A 15,006-nucleotide genomic window follows, 5' to 3' on the forward strand; every position below is an offset into this window, starting at 1 on the left:
GCGGCGGTCACTTCGTGACTTGTATACCGCTTCGCTTGGTGCTCCCGCTGGTCGCAGGCAAGAGCTCGTGCCGACCAACGGGAGGAGCAATGCTGTCTGGTTCGCCGAGACCGGTATACGCGTCACGAAGTGACCGCCGCCCGCGCAGGGCGCCCGTCCGGCAGGACAGGTTATTTGAAGGATGGCATCTGGAGTTGGAATAGCTTTGCGGGATCGAGGTAGCTGCCTTGCCAGCGTACTCCGAGATGGAGGTGGGGGCCGGTGGCGCGACCGGAGGCGCCGCTCAGGGCGATGATCTGGCCTCGTCGAACGCGGCGGCCCACGGACACTTCAATCTTCGAGAGGTGCATGTAGACACTCATGAGGCCGAGGCCGTGATCGATGACGACGCAGCCGCCTTCAAAGTAGAGTGGCCGGGCCAGAACGACACGGCCGGAGTTGATCGCTGCGACCGGTGTGTGGAGTTTGGCGTGATAGTCGAGGCCGCGATGGACGCTGGCTACTTTGCCGTTGAAGAGGCGCTGGTTGCCGAAGGAGTCGGATTCGGGCGCGAGACGGAGGGGTGGAAGGAAGTTGCCTGTCCATTGCGGCCTGGAGGCTGAAGAGGCGAAGGCTTTGTCTTTGACGATCTTGTCTGCGGCGATCTGCTTGAGTGCTTTGGGGTCGGGCTGGACGAACTTGTCAGGCACGGTGAGAGGAACCTGGAGATAGGGCGCACTTTCGATCGTCAGCTGCTGTTGAATCGTCTGGTGGGTTCCGTTCTTGAGATCTACTTCGACGGTCAAGGGGTAGTTGCCTGGGCTCAGTTCGACATCGACGCCGGCGAGCGCGAACCATGTGCGGTGATCGGAGTTTGAGAAGAAGGAGAAGCGATGAGCTTGCCAGTTTCCAGTGACGGAGAGTGCATTGCTCGGCGGAGTGACGGTGATAAGGCAGGGGGATCCGTTCATCAGCGGCGTGGGCGTGATGAGGATGTTGGTGTTGGTGTCATCGAGCGTTATGCTGCCGTGTGCTGAATACGTGGCAAAGAGAATCGTCGCCAGGGCGAGCGTGAAGGCTTGCAGGAGAGTTCTCTGAGAGGTGCGGAGCATGAGATGAGAGTTTATGGCAGAAAGCCGATTCGCGGAGAAGCAAATGGTGGTGTCGTTGTGGGTGTAGAGCGGAGGCGGAGGAGCGCGACGCGGTGATATTCTAGCCAGAATCAGTAGGAATGAGGCCCCAGCTTTTCATGTCAAACCCAAGCGCTAAAGAGCCCACATCTTTCGAGTCTTTCGAATCCACCGAATCCCCCGAGTCCACAGAGTCGTTCGACGCGATTCTTTCGCAGTATGAGAAGACGCACTCGCACCGGTCGGGTGATGGCGGAAAGCAGCTAGAGGGGACTGTGGTTGCGGTGTCGGCTGATTCGGTGTTCGTCGATATTGGCTACAAGACTGAGGGTGTGTTGCCGCTTGCTCTGTTCCAGAGCGCGGGTGAGACGGTAGAGCCGGGCGGCAAGCTGCTGGTTTCGGTGAAGGGGCGGAACGAAGAGGGGTACTACGAGCTGTCGCGGATGCGGGTGGAGCAGCCGAAGGACTGGAGCGCGCTGGAGCAGGCGTTTGCGGATAAGTCCACCATCGTGGGGACGGTGACGGGCGTGGTGAAAGGCGGCTTGACGGTAGATGTGGGCGTGAGGGCGTTTATGCCGGGGTCGCGGAGTGGGGCGAAGGATGCTGCGGAGATGGAGAAGCTGGTGGGGCAGGAGATTCGCTGCCGCATTATCAAGCTGGATGTTGCGGAGGAAGATCTGGTTGTCGATCGGCGGGCCGTGGCGGAAGAGGAAGATCGTTCGACCAAGGAGCGGCGGTTTGGGGAGATCAGCGAGGGTGATGTGGTGTCGGGTACGGTGCGCAGCCTGATGAACTATGGCGCGTTCGTTGATATCGGGGGAGTGGATGGATTGCTGCACATCAGCGATATTTCGTGGGCGCGAGTGGAGAAGCCGGCGGATGTGTTGACGGTGGGGCAGCAGATTGACGCGAAGGTACTTAAGGTTGAGGCGGCGGGGAAGAGGATTTCGCTGGGGATGAAGCAGTTGATGGCGCATCCTTGGGACGCGGTGGCGGGGAAGTATGTTGCGGGAAAGAGGGTGCGTGGAGCGGTGACGCGGGTGACGGACTTTGGCGCGTTTGTGGAGCTGGAGCCAGGGGTTGAGGGGATGGTGCATATCTCGGAGATGTCGTGGGTGAAGAAGGTGAGGAAGCCTGGGGACCTGGTGAAGCCGGGCGATGTGGTTGATGTGATGATTCTTGGCGTGAGTGCGGCGGAGAAGCGGATGTCGCTGGGACTGAAGCAGACGCTGGGGGATCCGTGGGTGGATGCTGCGGAGAAGTTTACGGTGGGCTCGCAGGTGGAGGGGCCGGTTACGAGCTTTACGAAGTTTGGCGCGTTTGTGCAGCTGACCGAGGGAGTTGAGGGGATGATTCACGTCAGCGAGATCAGCGCGGAGAAGAGGATTGAACGTCCACAGGATGTGCTGCGGGTTGGGCAGGTGGTGAAGGCTAAGCTGCTCGATTTCGACAGGGAGAAGAGGCAGATCAAGTTGAGTATGAAGCAGTTGGTGCCGACGGGTTTGGACGAGTACATCGCGGAGCACAACGAAGGGGATGTGGTGACGGGGCGTCTGATCGAGGTTTTGGGTGAGCAGGGCACGGTGGAGCTGGGCGAGGGGATTCGCGCGAGGGCGCGGCTGGTTGTGGAGGCTGCGGCGAAGGAAGAGACGAAGTCGGCGGTGGCGGATCTATCGTCGTTCAGCTCGATGCTGGCGGCGCGGTGGAAGAATGGACCGAGCGCTGAGGAGACGAAGGCTGAACCGGTTCGTGCGGGGCAGATTCGGAGCTTTCGGATTACGCTGCTGGATCGCGAGTCTAAGAAGGTCGGCGTGCAGCTGGTCTGAAGATTATCAAGAATAAATTCGCAGTAGCGAAAATGCGCGATTGTCCTTAGTTTTCAATGTGCTGCAGTAGCTGGCGGCGTTTGAGACGATTTGGACGCGGGTTTGCGGCGTTTTTTCGCGTAAGATACTGCGCTATATTAGATTTATTGTGTTGAGCCTGAGGCCAAAGACGAATATGCAGGGCTCGTGGAGGATCTTCCTCGCGCTGATCTGTGTATTGCTGGTTTTGGCGACCGGAACGATTCAGGCTGTTCACTCCCACCCGGTTGACGACATCTCGCATGCGGACTGCGCGCTCTGCGTTGCGGCCCACGTAGCTGTGGAGGTTGCGCATCCGCCGGTGACGCTGTTTGTCGCCTGTGTCGTATCTGCTGTAGAGGTTTTGATCCGCTGACGCGGACGAAGACTTTTTCACGTTTGCACTCTTCACCCGACCCCCGCCTGTCAACGCTCCTCTCTCGTAGGTTTGCGTTTACAAGCAAGTAACTGAACAATTCAGGGGTCATGATATGCACTCGTCTTCACGTCGTGCCGTATATATATTGGTTTTTCTTTTTCCATGCTCGCGTCCGTCTCGACGCTTCTGGCACAGTCCAACTCAGGCATCGTTAGTGGAACGGTAACCGATCCTGTCGGCGCCGTGATCCCAGGTGCGATCGTTTCAATCTCAAATCCTGTCAGCGGCTATTCCAGGTCGATGGCGACCGATTCCGGCGGGCACTTCCAATTTACGAATCTCCCGCTAAACTCGTATCACTTGGCGGCAACTGCTAATGGCTTCGGTGCTGTTGCGCAGGATGCCCGTATTACGTCGTCGATCCCTGTGACCATGACAATCGCTTTGAAAGTGGAGGGATCGTCAACCTCTGTGACCGTTGAAGCCGAAGACCTGGTGAGCAATGACCCGCTGGCACACACGAATGTGGACCGCAACTTGTTCAACAGGCTGCCGCTGGAGAGCCAGTCTTCTTCACTCAGCTCGCTGGTTACCCTAGCGTCGCCGGGTGTGGCGGCCGATTCCAACGGCCTCTTTCACGGTCTTGGCGATCACGCCTCGAACTCGTTTTCGATTGACGGACAGCCGATCACCGATCAGCAGAGCAAGGTGTTCTCCAACCAGATCCCGTCGAACGCGATCCAGTCGATTGAGGCGATCCCTGGAGCCCCGACCGCCGAATACGGTGGCAAGACCAGCCTCATCATTAATGTGACGACCCGCTCGGGCCAGGGTTCGACCACTCCGCATGGAAGCATAACTTCCTCGTATGGATCGTTCGGCTCCGCGACGGGGGCTTCGATCTCTCTTACGGCGGCGCGAACTGGGGAAATTTTTCGAGGCGGACGGGTTGAACTCGGGCCGGTTTCTTGATGGCCCTGAGTTTGCCGTCTTCCATGACAAGGGCAACGAACTCAACTTCTTCGATCGCGTTGACCGCAGCTTCACACCGAAGGATTCGATCCACGTCAACTTCAACTACACGCGTTCCTGGTTTCAGACGCCGAACACCTTCGACAACCTGAACGTTCAGAATGTGATCAGTGGAGGCTCTACCAGCAGTCCTGTGTTTGGCAGCGTAGGAAACACCGATCAGCGCGCGAAGATTCAGACGTTCGACATCGCGCCGCTCTACACCCATCTGATCGGCTCGAATGCGATCTTCAACTTCGGAGGCTTCGTTCGTAGAGACGGTTTCAACTACTATCCGAGCAATGACCCCTTAGCGGATCTTGGTCCAATCCAGAGCCAGACGATCAGCCAGAACCGAAGCCTGCTGAACGCCGGCGTCCGGTCCGACTACTCCGTTCAGTACGGTAGAAACAACATCAAGATCGGCGCACTTTATCAGCAGACGTTTCTGCGGGAGAGAGATCCGATTGCCGTGATCAACTCCACGTTCAATTCGCCGTGCGTGGATGGCAGCGGGAAGGCTCTTCCCGGCTTTACGGATCCCGGACAGTGTGCGGCGGCGGGTGCCTTTTCCAATGATCCCTCAGTCGGGGGAAGCTTCAATCCGGTCCTGCTTCCCTTCGACCTTACCCGCGGCGGCACAAGCTTCAACTACTTCGGTCATACGGACATCAAAGAGCTTGCGCTTTACGTTCAGGATCAGATCAAAGCGGGCAACTGGCTGTTCAACGTTGGGATTCGCGGGGATCTGTACAACGGGCTGGCTATCGCGCGGCAGGCGGAGCCTCGTCTCGGCATATCCTACAGCGTGAAGCAGACTGGAACCGTTCTTCGTGTCTCTTATGCTCGGACGCTGGAGTCACCGTTCAATGAAAATCTTGTGCTTTCGAGTCAAGGTTGCGCGAGTAACATTCTGGCTCCTCTGCTCAACTGTCAGGGAGGATCGAACGTCGTAACGCCGGGATATCGGAACGAGTTTCATGCCGGATTCCAGCAGGGATTCGGAAAGAACTTCGTCGTCGGCGGCGACTACATCTGGAAGTACACCCATAGCGCGTTCGACTTCTCCATCCTTGGCAACACGCCCATCTTCTTCCCCATTGACTGGCACAACTCGAAGATTCCGGGCTTCGTAATCCACGCCGATCTTCCGAACTATCACAACTTCTCCGCCTTCGTGTCGATGTCTTCGGTGTCTGCACGATTCTTCCCGCCTCAGAGCGCCGGTGCGGGAGCCACTGTGGGACAGAGCGGGTTTCCGTTCCGCATCGACCATGATGAGAAGTTCAACCAGACGACCCATGTTCAGTATCAGGTTCCGGGCAAACGCGGTCCCTGGGTCGGCTTCAACTGGAGATACGATAGCGGCCTCAACGCGGCTTCTACCCCTTGCTACAACATCACCGACCCTAACAGCCACTGCGCGGGTGTTTCGACAACGCTCAATGGTCAGCCGGCGATCGATCTCAGCGGGTTTACCGCGGATCAGGAGTTCGAAGCCGGACTCTCCTGCAATGGTGTAAAAGCTACGCCCACAACGCCGCTGCCGACGCCTTGCCTCGCCACTCAACTCACGTCCAGCCTCCTTTCGATCCCAGCGCCAGGAACAGAAAATGACGACAAGAACCCCTCGCGGGTAAAGCCACGCAGCCTCTTCGATGCTGCGGTCGGTGAGGACAATCTATTCGGCGGTGACAAGCACCGGGTGAGCCTCCGTCTAACGGCTGTCAACCTCGCCAACAAGGTGGCGCTGTACAACTTCCTCTCGACGTTCAGCGGTACGCACTATGTGACGCCGCGAGCTTTGACTGCGGAGGTTGGCTTCCACTTCTAACGGCAGCACGGAGCAGAGAAAGATGGGCAGTGGGATTGAATCCACTGCCCATCTTTTTTGCTGCGACGTGGCTTGCTATTCGGTTGCCTGTGACTTCGAGAGTTTTTCGAGATCCTTGAGGGTTTCCTTGCTCAGAGCTTTTTCGTGGAGGAGGAGTTCTGCTGCGCGGACACGAGGCGTGCCGTGGAACCACTCCTGCACGATGTTGTTCTTGAGAAGATTGGTAACGGCGAGAAGGCACATGCCCTGGTGGTGAGCCATCCAGGAGCGAACCAGCTCTGGCTGATTGCCCTGGGTGTAGTCGGCCGCTTCGTAGAAGCCATAGGTGCCCATCCAATCCATCGATGCCATGCGTCGAAGGTTTGCAATGGAGTCTTTGCGAAGAAGAGGGAGAGCGAGAAAGCTGGAGTAGGGGGAGATGACAGGGCCGTCTTCGGCGCCGTACTTCAGCGCTAGCTTTGGAATGCCCCAGGCCTGATAGCCGTATCGCCCCTGAGGATCTTTTTAGAGAAGCCCGACTCGGAGATTCCCCAAGGGATGTTGCGGACGTGATCTTTTTGTATGCGGACCGCCGACTCGAGAGAGCGTGCGATGAGAGTGTCCGGGAAGGTCCGCATCCATAGGGACGGCATCATGTACTCGAACATGGTTCCGGTCCAGGAGAGGAGTGCAGCGCGTCCGTTGACCAGGACGTGAGAGCGGTCGAGGCGGAACCAGGATTGTTGGGGGATGTCGCCTTTGGCAACGGCGATGAAGGATGCGATGCGGGCCTCTGAGGCGAGGAGGTCGTAGCAGGAGGAGTAGAGTTCGTGCGTGATGCCGTCGTATCCGATGGAGAGGAGTTGGCGGGCTTCGACGAGAAGGAATCCATACTCCATGGCGTCGGCGTGGCGCTCTGCCTCGGCGGCGATTTTTGTGACGTCGGATTTTAGCTGCTCGAGACGCTGCCTTGTGGCAGGCAGGAGGGCCAGCAGTTCGGCGGCGGAGGTGGCAAGCGTGGAGTCTTTTGGCAGATCGCGGGATGTGCCGGTTAGTTTTGATTCTAATTCTGTTACATATTCGGCGGCGTCCAGGAGCGTTGGAATTGCTTTGTGTTCGGAGCCGTCAAGTTGAGGTGGATTGAAGAGGGATTCGAAGCGGGGAAGCAGCCATGGGGTGTAGTGCTCGGCGAAGTTAGACAACGCAGAGAGACGGTTTGAGATCTCGTTGGCGAACCATTGCTTGCTGTCCTGATTTTGATTTGGTGGAGGGGCAGCTGCGGGTTTGGTCTGTTGGGCGATGGATCGAAGATGCGATCTGATGGCTGACGAAGGAGTCTCTGCGGACGTGAGGGTGATTGTCGTTTTGACGGGTGGCTGCTGCGTTTGTTTCAGTCCTGTGAAGGTCTCCGGTGCAAGTATTGGGCGCTTGAGAAGATCGAGGGCGCCGGTGCGGAGCGTATAGAGAGAGGCAGCGAGATTCCCGCTATCGACTGCGGAGACAATGTGTGGCGGGATGGGGCACAGGGTCTCGATGTTGTACCAGTTGTAGATATGGCCGCGTTGTTTCTCAAGGCGGTCGTAGGTGGCCAGGGTTCCCAGCGTGGCCTGGGCAAACTCCGGCAGCGTGGTGAAGCCGAATTCGTATGCTGCCTGGCGAGCGTTGAAGAGCATGCCGAGATTTGTGGGGGAGAGCTTCCGGATCTGAAGAGTGTTTTGTTCTTCGACGTTGTCGGGGATGAGCCAATGATTTGTTTCGTCGCCGAAGTCGTGGAAGTAACGCCAGATGTGGAGCGCTTGCTGCTGCAGGAAGTGGGTGTCTTCTGCGGTGAGGGGGCCTTCCTCGCGACGAGGCGGCGAGTCAAGCCAAATGGCTACGAGAGGCGCTATGGCCCAGAGAAGAAGAACTGGCGAGGCTGCTACGAGAGACCAGATGTTGTGGAAGGCGAGGGCGATGGCTATGAGTACGGCCGCGACGGGGAGAACTGCAAGTAGATGTCGAGGGGAGTTCGGGATTTGCCGGATTCGGCTTGCGCCGCGGTCTCCCACTCGAGCAGGTGTTTGCCTGATACCAGCGTGCGGCTCAGCGAGCGGACGATGGCGTCGATGGCGAGGAACATGTGGTGTGGGAGGAAGGTGAGGTTCAGCATGGTGAAGCCGAAGGAGGTGGCGAAGGTGAGGAAGCCCTCGCGTGCGCCGACGAAGCTCAGTTTGAGTAGGGCTCGGCCGAGGTTGAAGGCTAGTTGGACCAAGACGGGGAGGAGGAGGAGAACCAAGCCGGCCATGGTCCAGTAGAGTGCGCCGCCGGGGAGCATGAACCAGCCAAGGAGGAAGAGCAGGAAGGTTACGGGTTCGACGAGGCTGCGGCGGAGGTTGTCGAAGATCTTCCAGCGCGAGATGGTGTTGATGGGATTAGGGACGGATTTGCCTGATTCGTCGGGGACTTCGGCGAAGAGCCAGCGTGCGATCTGCCAGTCGCCGCGCACCCAGCGATGCTTGCGTCGGGTGTGGGCGGAGTAGTGCGAGGGGTAGTCGTCGATAATTTCGATGTCAGTGACTAGGCCGGCGCGGGCGTAGGAGCCTTCGATGAGGTCGTGCGAGAGGAGAGCGTTGCGGGGGAAGCGGCGGTCGAGCACCTCGTGGAGGATGGCGACTTCGAAGATGCCCTTGCCGGCGAAGATGCCTTCGCCGAAGAGATCCTGATAGACATCGGAGACGGCGCGAGTGTAGATGTCGAAGCCGGTCTCGCCGGAGTAGAGGGAGGCGAGACGGGAGCGCGAGGCCGAGGCGACGCTGACCCCGACGCGCGGCTGGAGGATGCCGTAGCCCTGGGTGACGATGCGGAGGCGCGGGTTGACGATGGCCTGATTGAGCGGATGCGCCATGGTGCCGACCATGCGGGCTGCGGTGCCGCGGGGGAGTTGTGTGTCGGAGTCGAGGGTGATGACGTAACGGACGTGTTGCAGTGCGTCGAGAGGACCGGCCTTTAGAGGGAAGCTATCGAATTCATTCAGCAAGAATTTATTGAGGTCGAGGAGCTTGCCGCGCTTGCGCTCCCATCCCATCCAGACGCCCTGGCGGGAGTTGAAGACCCGGTAGCGGTGGAGGAGGAAGAAGGCTCCGCCTTTGGTGCGTGGGTACTTGGCATTGAGATGGTCGACGCATTGCACGGCTAGTGCGGCGAGGGGTTGGAGTCATCGTCGAGGGGGCGGGCCTTGGTGTCGGGGAGATCGGTGAGGAGGCCGAAGTGGATGTTGGGGTCCTGGTTGGAGAGGTAGCGAGCTTCGAGTTCGTCGAAGAGTTCGCGGACCTGGATCTCGTTGAGCAGGAGGGTGGGGACGACGACGAGGGTGATGGCGTCGTCGGGGACGCCTTTGGAGAGGTCGATCTTCGGGAGCGCCTCCGCGTGCATGAGCGCGGAGATTGTGTTGTTGATGAGGTCTACACCGCCCTGGGTTGCGGGAAGGAGCGCTAGCAGGAGTGCTCCCATGACCGGCCAGAAGGCGTGATGGGGAACCAACGGAGCGATGATGGCGACGATGAGAAGACAGGAGAGCGTGAAGATGCCGAGGATGTAGAAGTCTTCGTTGTAGCGGCGGAGAAAGCGGCGGATCTGTTCGATGGGCGGGGGTGGTACCCGATGCGCTGGCTCAGCGTGGGCAGGCCTTCGGCGAAGAGGTAGTAGCCGATGTGTCTTGTTCTGAGGGCGAGGCGAGGATCGGGGTCGGAGGTTGCTGCGGCTTCGCGTGCCAGGTTGAGGGCGATCTGCGCGGTTTCGACCTCGCTGGCGTCGGCGTAGTGAGCGAGTTCAGCAACCCGCATGTGATAGTTGTGGCGGGTTTCGTCCTCCATGCGCGCGAAGACGGAGGCGGGATCCTGGCGGAGGATGGAATCGAAGGCAATGAGCGGTTCGAGGACGTTGCGCCATTCGAACTGATTGAGGCGGCGCATGCTGTGGAGGATTGCGGAGAAGGGAGACTGCTCGATGGGTGGCAGCGGGCCGGCCGCGAAGGCCTCTTCGGCGCGGTCGAGGATGTATTCGAGCTGGGCGAGCTTAAGGGCCTGGGGGAGGACTGTAATCTCTTCGAGCAGGAGCGCGTCGCGTTGCTGGGCTCGCTGGACATAGACGGTGAGGGACTCGTCGGACCAGATGCCGCGGGCTGCGACTAGATATCCCTCGGTGAGGTTGATCGCTCGTGGCAACTCGCTTTCTTTGTCGACTCGGACGTGGGGAAGAGAGGCGAAGGTTTCAGCTGTGTTGTCTCCTGCGATGAGGGCGGACTCCAGCATGCGAGTGCTTTCGAGGAGTTCGAGCTCCGGGGTGAGTTCGTGGATGGAGGCGGTTTTTGCATGTGCGAAGGACCTCGGTAAGCCGCTGCTTGAGGCTTTCGAGCCGCTTCGAGAGCCCGTCGGATTTTGTGCTGGCCGGCACCATCTCCCACTGGCGGCTCATGGCATCGGCGCGCTCTCTCAGCTCTGCGTCTGAGACAGAGGGTTTTTCGGGAAGACCCGCAGTCGGCATCTCCAGTGCCGGAGCAGTGGGTGGCAGAGCGTGTTCTGCGGTGACAGGATTCTCTGAAGACGGTGCCATGGAGCCTTTCTCAAACCATTTTCCCGCCGCGGCGGGTGCTGACTGCGATTATCTGCTTGTGCTGACTTATCCGCTGGTGCTGACTTATCCGCGGGTGCTGACTGGGTGAGATGCGGGACGGAGGTTACCTGTAGCTTGCGGCCTGCATCTCAAACATGCTCGCATAAAGCCCATTTTTGTCTATGAGCTGTTGGTGGTTGCCTTCTTCGATCAGCCGGCCGCCGGAGAGGACGACGATGCGATCAGCCATACGTACGGTGGAGAAGCGGTGCGAGATCAGTAGAGCCATCTTGCCGAGGGTCAGTTCTGCGAAGCGCTCGAAGACCTGGAGTTCGCTGCGAGCGTCGAGGGCGGCGGTAGGCTCGTCGAGGATGAGGAGCTGAGCGTCGCGGAGATAGGCGCGGGCGAGGGCAATCTTCTGCCACTCTCCCCGGAGAGTTCGACACCGCCTTCGAAGCGGCGTCCGAGCATCTGATCGTAGCCGCCGGCGAGCTTTGTGACGACTGTGTCGGCGAGGCTTTTGTGGGCGGCGATCTGGATGTCGCTGTCCTGATGGGGCTGATCGACGCGGCCTACGGCGATGTTTTCGCGCGCGGTCATCTCGAAGCGCATGAAGTCCTGGAAGATGACTCCGATGTTGCGGTGCAGGTCTTCGAGGGCGTACTCGCGAAGGTCGATGCCGTCGAGTAGGATCTGTCCTTCGGTGGGGTCGTAGAGACGGGTGATGAGCTTGACGACGGTGGTCTTTCCCTGGCCGTTTTCGCCTATGAGGGCGATTCTTTCGCCCGGGGATAGCGTGAGGTTGAAGTTCTTGAGGACGGTTCGGTTGGTGCCGGGGTAGGTGAAGGAGACGTTGCGGAACTCGAAGCCGCTTTGAATTTTTACCGGGGCGGGAAGGCCGTCGGGTTTGGATAGGACGGTTGGCTTCATATCGAAGAAGGCGATGAGGTCAGTGAGGAAGAGAGCCTGGTCGGCGATTCCGGAGGCGGTGGAGAAGACCTGCTGGAGGTTGGAGCTGGCCTGCTGGATGGCGGTCGTGAGGAATCCGAATTGTCCGATGTTGTAGGCGCCGTGCAGGGTGCGCCAGATGACGTAGACATAAGCTCCGTAGTAGCCGAGTGTGCCTATGACGCCGAGCAATCCACCGACGATGAGTTTGGATCGGGATAGCGTGACGTCTTCGAGGTAGATCTGATCGGCCAGGGCTTGAAATCGGTTGGTGAAGAACTTGTTCAGGCCGAAGAGTTTTACTTCTTTCGCGCCATCTCGGCTGCCGGCGACTTGCCGGAGGTAGTCCATCTGACGTTTGGCGGGGGTCTGGCGGAAGTTTTTGGCGTAACCGAGGAAGGCGTAGTGGGTTTCGCCGAGGAACGACGGAAGAACGCCGAGTGCGAGTAGAAGAACCAGCCACGGAGAGGCGAAGGCCAATGCCGCTGAAAATGACAGGGTGGTGATGATCTGGGTGACCAGCCGGCCGAGCTGTTGGATCATTGCGAGGCGATCGGTGGCCTGTACGCGGGCGCGCTCGAGGCGATCGTAGAAGACGGGATCTTCGTAGGTGGTGAGGTCGAGACGCGCGGCCTGCTCCATGACTCGAACGCTGACGTACTGGGTGTAGCGGTTGGCAAGGAGCGAGTCGGCGTAGTCGATGGCTCGAGTGATTAGGCCGAGGGAGACGTTGAGAACGACCTCGGCGATGACGAGCTTCCAGAAGTTGGGGGCAAGAGCGTGGCCGCGGATGACCTCGGCGATGTCATTCAGGATGTAGGCGGCGATCTTCGCGATACCAAACGGAAGAGTGGCGACGATCAGCCGAAGGAAGAGCCCCCATGTGACGACGGCACGGCCTGACTCCCAGAGGATGCGCAGGACGGCTGGCATATTTCGAAGGGCGCTGATCCGGTCACGCCATGGACTCTCAGCATTCACAAGGTCTTTCAAATCGCTCCTAAAGTGAGACTGCAAAGAGAAAGGAAGAGTCACATAGAAGTAGAGGCTGCGTTTAATGGATGCAGTAAAGCTATCAGGTGTTGGATATGGAACGGGGGCAAGTGACTGAGACGGAGGTCGTTTGCCTGTGGTCAGGAAAGTTGGGAGGCGTTTAGGTTGTGCCAGATTTCTGGATCGACCGGGACGCCGAGGCGCGTGTTCTCCTCGCGGAGTTGCAGGGTCTGTTCGCCGGGGTAGCGGATGGGTTTGCCGGGGTCGGCTGGCGTCGCCTGTTGGAGCGAGTGGAGGACGCCTTCGGCGATGTGGGAGAGTTCCTGAGGATCGGCGACGGCGGCGGGGTCGATGGCGAGGAAGACCTGGGAGAGGCCGGACTCGCGGATGGGGTCGCGCGGAATCTGATGGGTTGCGAGGCCACCGGAGAGCATGGCGGCGAGCATATCGAGGACGAGCGAGAGTCCGGAGCCTTTCCAGCAGCCGACAGGGAGGGCGCGTTGCGAATGCTCGATGGCTGAGGCGTCGCGGGTTAGATTGCCTGCGGTGTCGAAGCCGCCGTCAACGGGAAGTGGTTTTCCGAGTTTGCTGTAGGCGGCGAGCGTGCCGTAGGAGAACTGCGACATTGCCATGTCGAGTACGATGTGACCGCCGGGGCGGGAACTGCGATGACGAGAGGGTTATTGCCGAGGGTGGGTGTGGTGGCTCCCCAGGCAGGGAGGTTGGCGAGTGTGTTGGTCCAGCAGATGGCGAAGAGGCCCTGTTCGGCGGCCTGCCAGCCGTAGGTTCCGCCGCGCATCCAGTGGTTGGTGTTGGCGAGGGCTACTGCTCCTATGCCGTGTTGTGTTGCGAGAGCGATGGCTCGTTGCATGGACGCGTGGGCGTTTAGATTGCCCACGCCGCGATGGCCTTCCCAGCGCTCGATGGCTCCGACGCCGGTGGTTTTGGTGGGTTCGGCATGGATGTCGATACTGCCGTTGCGGATGGTTTCAACGAAGCGGGGAAATCGATTGAGGCCGTGGGTGTATACGCCGTCGCGTGTGGTTTCGGCGAAGAGACGGGCGCATAGGGCGGCGCGGTCTTCGGTGAGGCCGAGTTGCTGCATGGCGCGACGGAGAGCCGCGTGGAGTTGGTCGAACGGGACTCGGAGCATGGCTCTAGTTTAGAGCTTGTCTAGCTTGTCTAAGTCGATGAAAGATGGCGGAGAATTCGGCGACGCATCAGGCGCTTAGTTTTTGCTGGATGCGGCGTGGTCGGCAGCCTCTTTCGAGTGCTCGAGGGCCTTGGTGGAGTGCTCGTGGGCTTGTTTGGATAGTTCGTGAGCGGTAAGGTGATCGCCTTTGCCGTGCGCAGTTGCTGCGGCCTGGTGGGCGTGGGCTGCTTTGTTGTGATACTCGGCGGCGCGGTCGTGCGGACTCTGCGGCATGATGTGCTCCTTGATTTGTTGGATGCGTGTTTGCGTTACGGCGAGGCAGATACTATCTGCCCATCCATCCGCCGTCCACGGTGAGGACGGTGCCGGTGACGTAGTTGCTGGCGGGAGAGCTGAGGTAGAGGGCTGCGCCGGCGATGTCTTCGGGTTGACCCCAGCGTGCGGCAGGGATGCGCTCGAGGATCTGGCGGTTGCGGGCTTCGTCGGCCTGGAGGGCTTCGGTATTGGTGGTGGCGAAGTAGCCGGGTGCGATGGCGTTGACCTGAATGCCTTTGGGGGCCCACTCGTTGGCGAGCGCCTTGGTGAGTTGGGCGACTCCGCCTTTGCTGGCGGCGTAGGCGGGTACGCGAATGCCTCCCTGAAAGCTGAGGAGGGAGGCGATGTTGACGATTTTGCCGCAGTTTGTGCCGAGGCCGCCGCGCGGGATCATGTCGCGCGCGGCGAGTTGAGAGAGTTGAAAGACGCTGGTGAGATTGACCTGAAGGACCTGTTGCCAGTCCTCTAGAGTGACCTCTTCGGCAGCGGCGCGGAGGATGGTTCCGGCGTTGTTGATGAGGATGTCGACCCGTCCGAACCTCTGTTTAACCTGGGTGAAGAGATCTTCGGCACTGTTGGTTGAGGAGAGATCGGCGCGAAAGGCTGCGGCGTTTTTGCCTATGGCTTCGGCGGTCTCGGTGGCGGCTCGGCGATTGCCGTGGCAGGCGACAGCGGCTCCTGCTTGCGAGAGTGCGATGGCAATGGCTGCGCCGAGACCGCTGGCGGAGCCGGTGACCAGGGCTACTTTGTTGGTGAGGCGGAAGCTCTCGAAGATGTGTGCTGAGGTGATTGGCATTATGGTCAATGTACGCGGAGGGTCTTGTTGAGACAACTGCTGTCGATGTTGACTG

The 15,006-nt window shown here is 59.6% G+C and carries 17 protein-coding genes; 5 read left to right on the top strand and 12 right to left on the bottom strand.

Annotated features, from left to right (window positions below):
* Positions 1-170 precede the first annotated feature (170 nt).
* Positions 171-1,091, bottom strand: a complete 921-nt coding sequence (locus RBB80_RS18085) for a M23 family metallopeptidase (RefSeq protein ID WP_433963871.1) — start codon at positions 1,089-1,091, stop codon at positions 171-173.
* A 137-nt stretch (positions 1,092-1,228) separates the two neighbouring features.
* Here RBB80_RS18085 and RBB80_RS18090 point away from each other — a divergent pair, with 137 nt between their 5' ends.
* The 4 genes from RBB80_RS18090 (at position 1,229) to RBB80_RS18105 (ending at position 6,177) form a co-directional block, all read left to right on the top strand.
* On the top strand, positions 1,229-2,935 hold the full coding sequence (locus RBB80_RS18090; protein WP_433963872.1) for a 30S ribosomal protein S1: 1,707 nt from the start codon (positions 1,229-1,231) through the stop codon (positions 2,933-2,935).
* A gap of 175 nt (positions 2,936-3,110) precedes the next feature.
* Positions 3,111-3,329, top strand: coding sequence for a hypothetical protein (locus tag RBB80_RS18095; RefSeq protein WP_433963873.1), 219 nt, complete (start codon positions 3,111-3,113; stop codon positions 3,327-3,329).
* Positions 3,330-3,494: 165 nt separating this feature from the next.
* Positions 3,495-4,304, top strand: a complete 810-nt coding sequence (locus tag RBB80_RS18100) for a carboxypeptidase regulatory-like domain-containing protein (RefSeq protein WP_433963874.1) — start codon at positions 3,495-3,497, stop codon at positions 4,302-4,304.
* A complete protein-coding gene (locus RBB80_RS18105; protein ID WP_433963875.1) occupies positions 4,282-6,177 on the top strand; it encodes a hypothetical protein in 1,896 nt (631 codons plus the stop codon). The genes RBB80_RS18100 and RBB80_RS18105 overlap by 23 nt, the downstream gene beginning before the upstream one ends.
* Before the next feature lie 75 nt (positions 6,178-6,252).
* Here the strand turns inward: RBB80_RS18105 and RBB80_RS18110 are convergent, their stop codons facing one another.
* Genes RBB80_RS18110 through RBB80_RS18130 form a run of 5 tightly spaced genes read right to left on the bottom strand, consistent with a single transcriptional unit; the run spans position 6,253 to position 10,445 of the window.
* On the bottom strand, positions 6,253-6,642 hold the full coding sequence (locus RBB80_RS18110) for a glucoamylase family protein (protein ID WP_433969738.1): 390 nt from the start codon (positions 6,640-6,642) through the stop codon (positions 6,253-6,255).
* Positions 6,630-8,204, bottom strand: a complete 1,575-nt coding sequence (locus RBB80_RS18115; RefSeq protein WP_433963876.1) for a hypothetical protein — start codon at positions 8,202-8,204, stop codon at positions 6,630-6,632. Before RBB80_RS18115 ends, RBB80_RS18110 begins: the two co-directional genes overlap by 13 nt.
* A complete protein-coding gene (locus RBB80_RS18120) occupies positions 8,114-9,325 on the bottom strand; it encodes a hypothetical protein (RefSeq protein ID WP_433963877.1) in 1,212 nt (403 codons plus the stop codon). The genes RBB80_RS18115 and RBB80_RS18120 overlap by 91 nt, the downstream gene beginning before the upstream one ends.
* A 2-nt stretch (positions 9,326-9,327) precedes the next feature.
* A complete protein-coding gene (locus RBB80_RS18125) occupies positions 9,328-9,645 on the bottom strand; it encodes a hypothetical protein (RefSeq protein ID WP_433963878.1) in 318 nt (105 codons plus the stop codon).
* Positions 9,627-10,445, bottom strand: coding sequence for a hypothetical protein (locus tag RBB80_RS18130; protein ID WP_433963879.1), 819 nt, complete (start codon positions 10,443-10,445; stop codon positions 9,627-9,629). The genes RBB80_RS18125 and RBB80_RS18130 overlap by 19 nt, the downstream gene beginning before the upstream one ends.
* A 56-nt stretch (positions 10,446-10,501) precedes the next feature.
* Between RBB80_RS18130 and RBB80_RS18135 the strand changes: the two genes are divergently transcribed.
* Positions 10,502-10,855, top strand: coding sequence for a hypothetical protein (locus RBB80_RS18135; protein ID WP_433963880.1), 354 nt, complete (start codon positions 10,502-10,504; stop codon positions 10,853-10,855).
* Positions 10,856-10,870: 15 nt separating this feature from the next.
* Here RBB80_RS18135 and RBB80_RS18140 read toward each other — a convergent pair whose 3' ends face one another.
* From RBB80_RS18140 to RBB80_RS18165, 6 genes are all read right to left on the bottom strand, one after another.
* Positions 10,871-11,161 carry a hypothetical protein gene (locus RBB80_RS18140; RefSeq protein ID WP_433969739.1) on the bottom strand — a complete coding sequence of 97 codons (291 nt, stop codon included), beginning with the start codon at positions 11,159-11,161 and terminating at the stop codon, positions 10,871-10,873.
* Positions 11,047-12,687: an ABC transporter ATP-binding protein gene (locus RBB80_RS18145; RefSeq protein ID WP_433963881.1), complete on the bottom strand. Its 1,641-nt coding sequence runs from the start codon at positions 12,685-12,687 to the stop codon at positions 11,047-11,049. The genes RBB80_RS18140 and RBB80_RS18145 overlap by 115 nt, the downstream gene beginning before the upstream one ends.
* A gap of 140 nt (positions 12,688-12,827) precedes the next feature.
* Positions 12,828-13,313 (bottom strand): Ldh family oxidoreductase, encoded by a 486-nt coding sequence (locus RBB80_RS18150; RefSeq protein WP_433963882.1) that lies wholly within the window; start codon positions 13,311-13,313, stop codon positions 12,828-12,830.
* Complete coding sequence (locus RBB80_RS18155) at positions 13,220-13,840, bottom strand: Ldh family oxidoreductase (RefSeq protein ID WP_433963883.1); 621 nt, start codon at positions 13,838-13,840, stop codon at positions 13,220-13,222. Before RBB80_RS18155 ends, RBB80_RS18150 begins: the two co-directional genes overlap by 94 nt.
* Before the next feature lie 75 nt (positions 13,841-13,915).
* Entirely contained in the window at positions 13,916-14,113 is a 198-nt protein-coding gene (locus tag RBB80_RS18160; protein ID WP_433963884.1) for a DUF1771 domain-containing protein, read from the bottom strand.
* Positions 14,114-14,165: 52 nt separating this feature from the next.
* On the bottom strand, positions 14,166-14,951 hold the full coding sequence (locus RBB80_RS18165; RefSeq protein ID WP_433963885.1) for a glucose 1-dehydrogenase: 786 nt from the start codon (positions 14,949-14,951) through the stop codon (positions 14,166-14,168).
* Positions 14,952-15,006 lie beyond the last annotated feature (55 nt).

This window comes from Tunturiibacter gelidiferens, from assembly GCF_051013345.1.
Lineage (GTDB): Bacteria > Acidobacteriota > Terriglobia > Terriglobales > Acidobacteriaceae > Edaphobacter > Edaphobacter gelidiferens_A.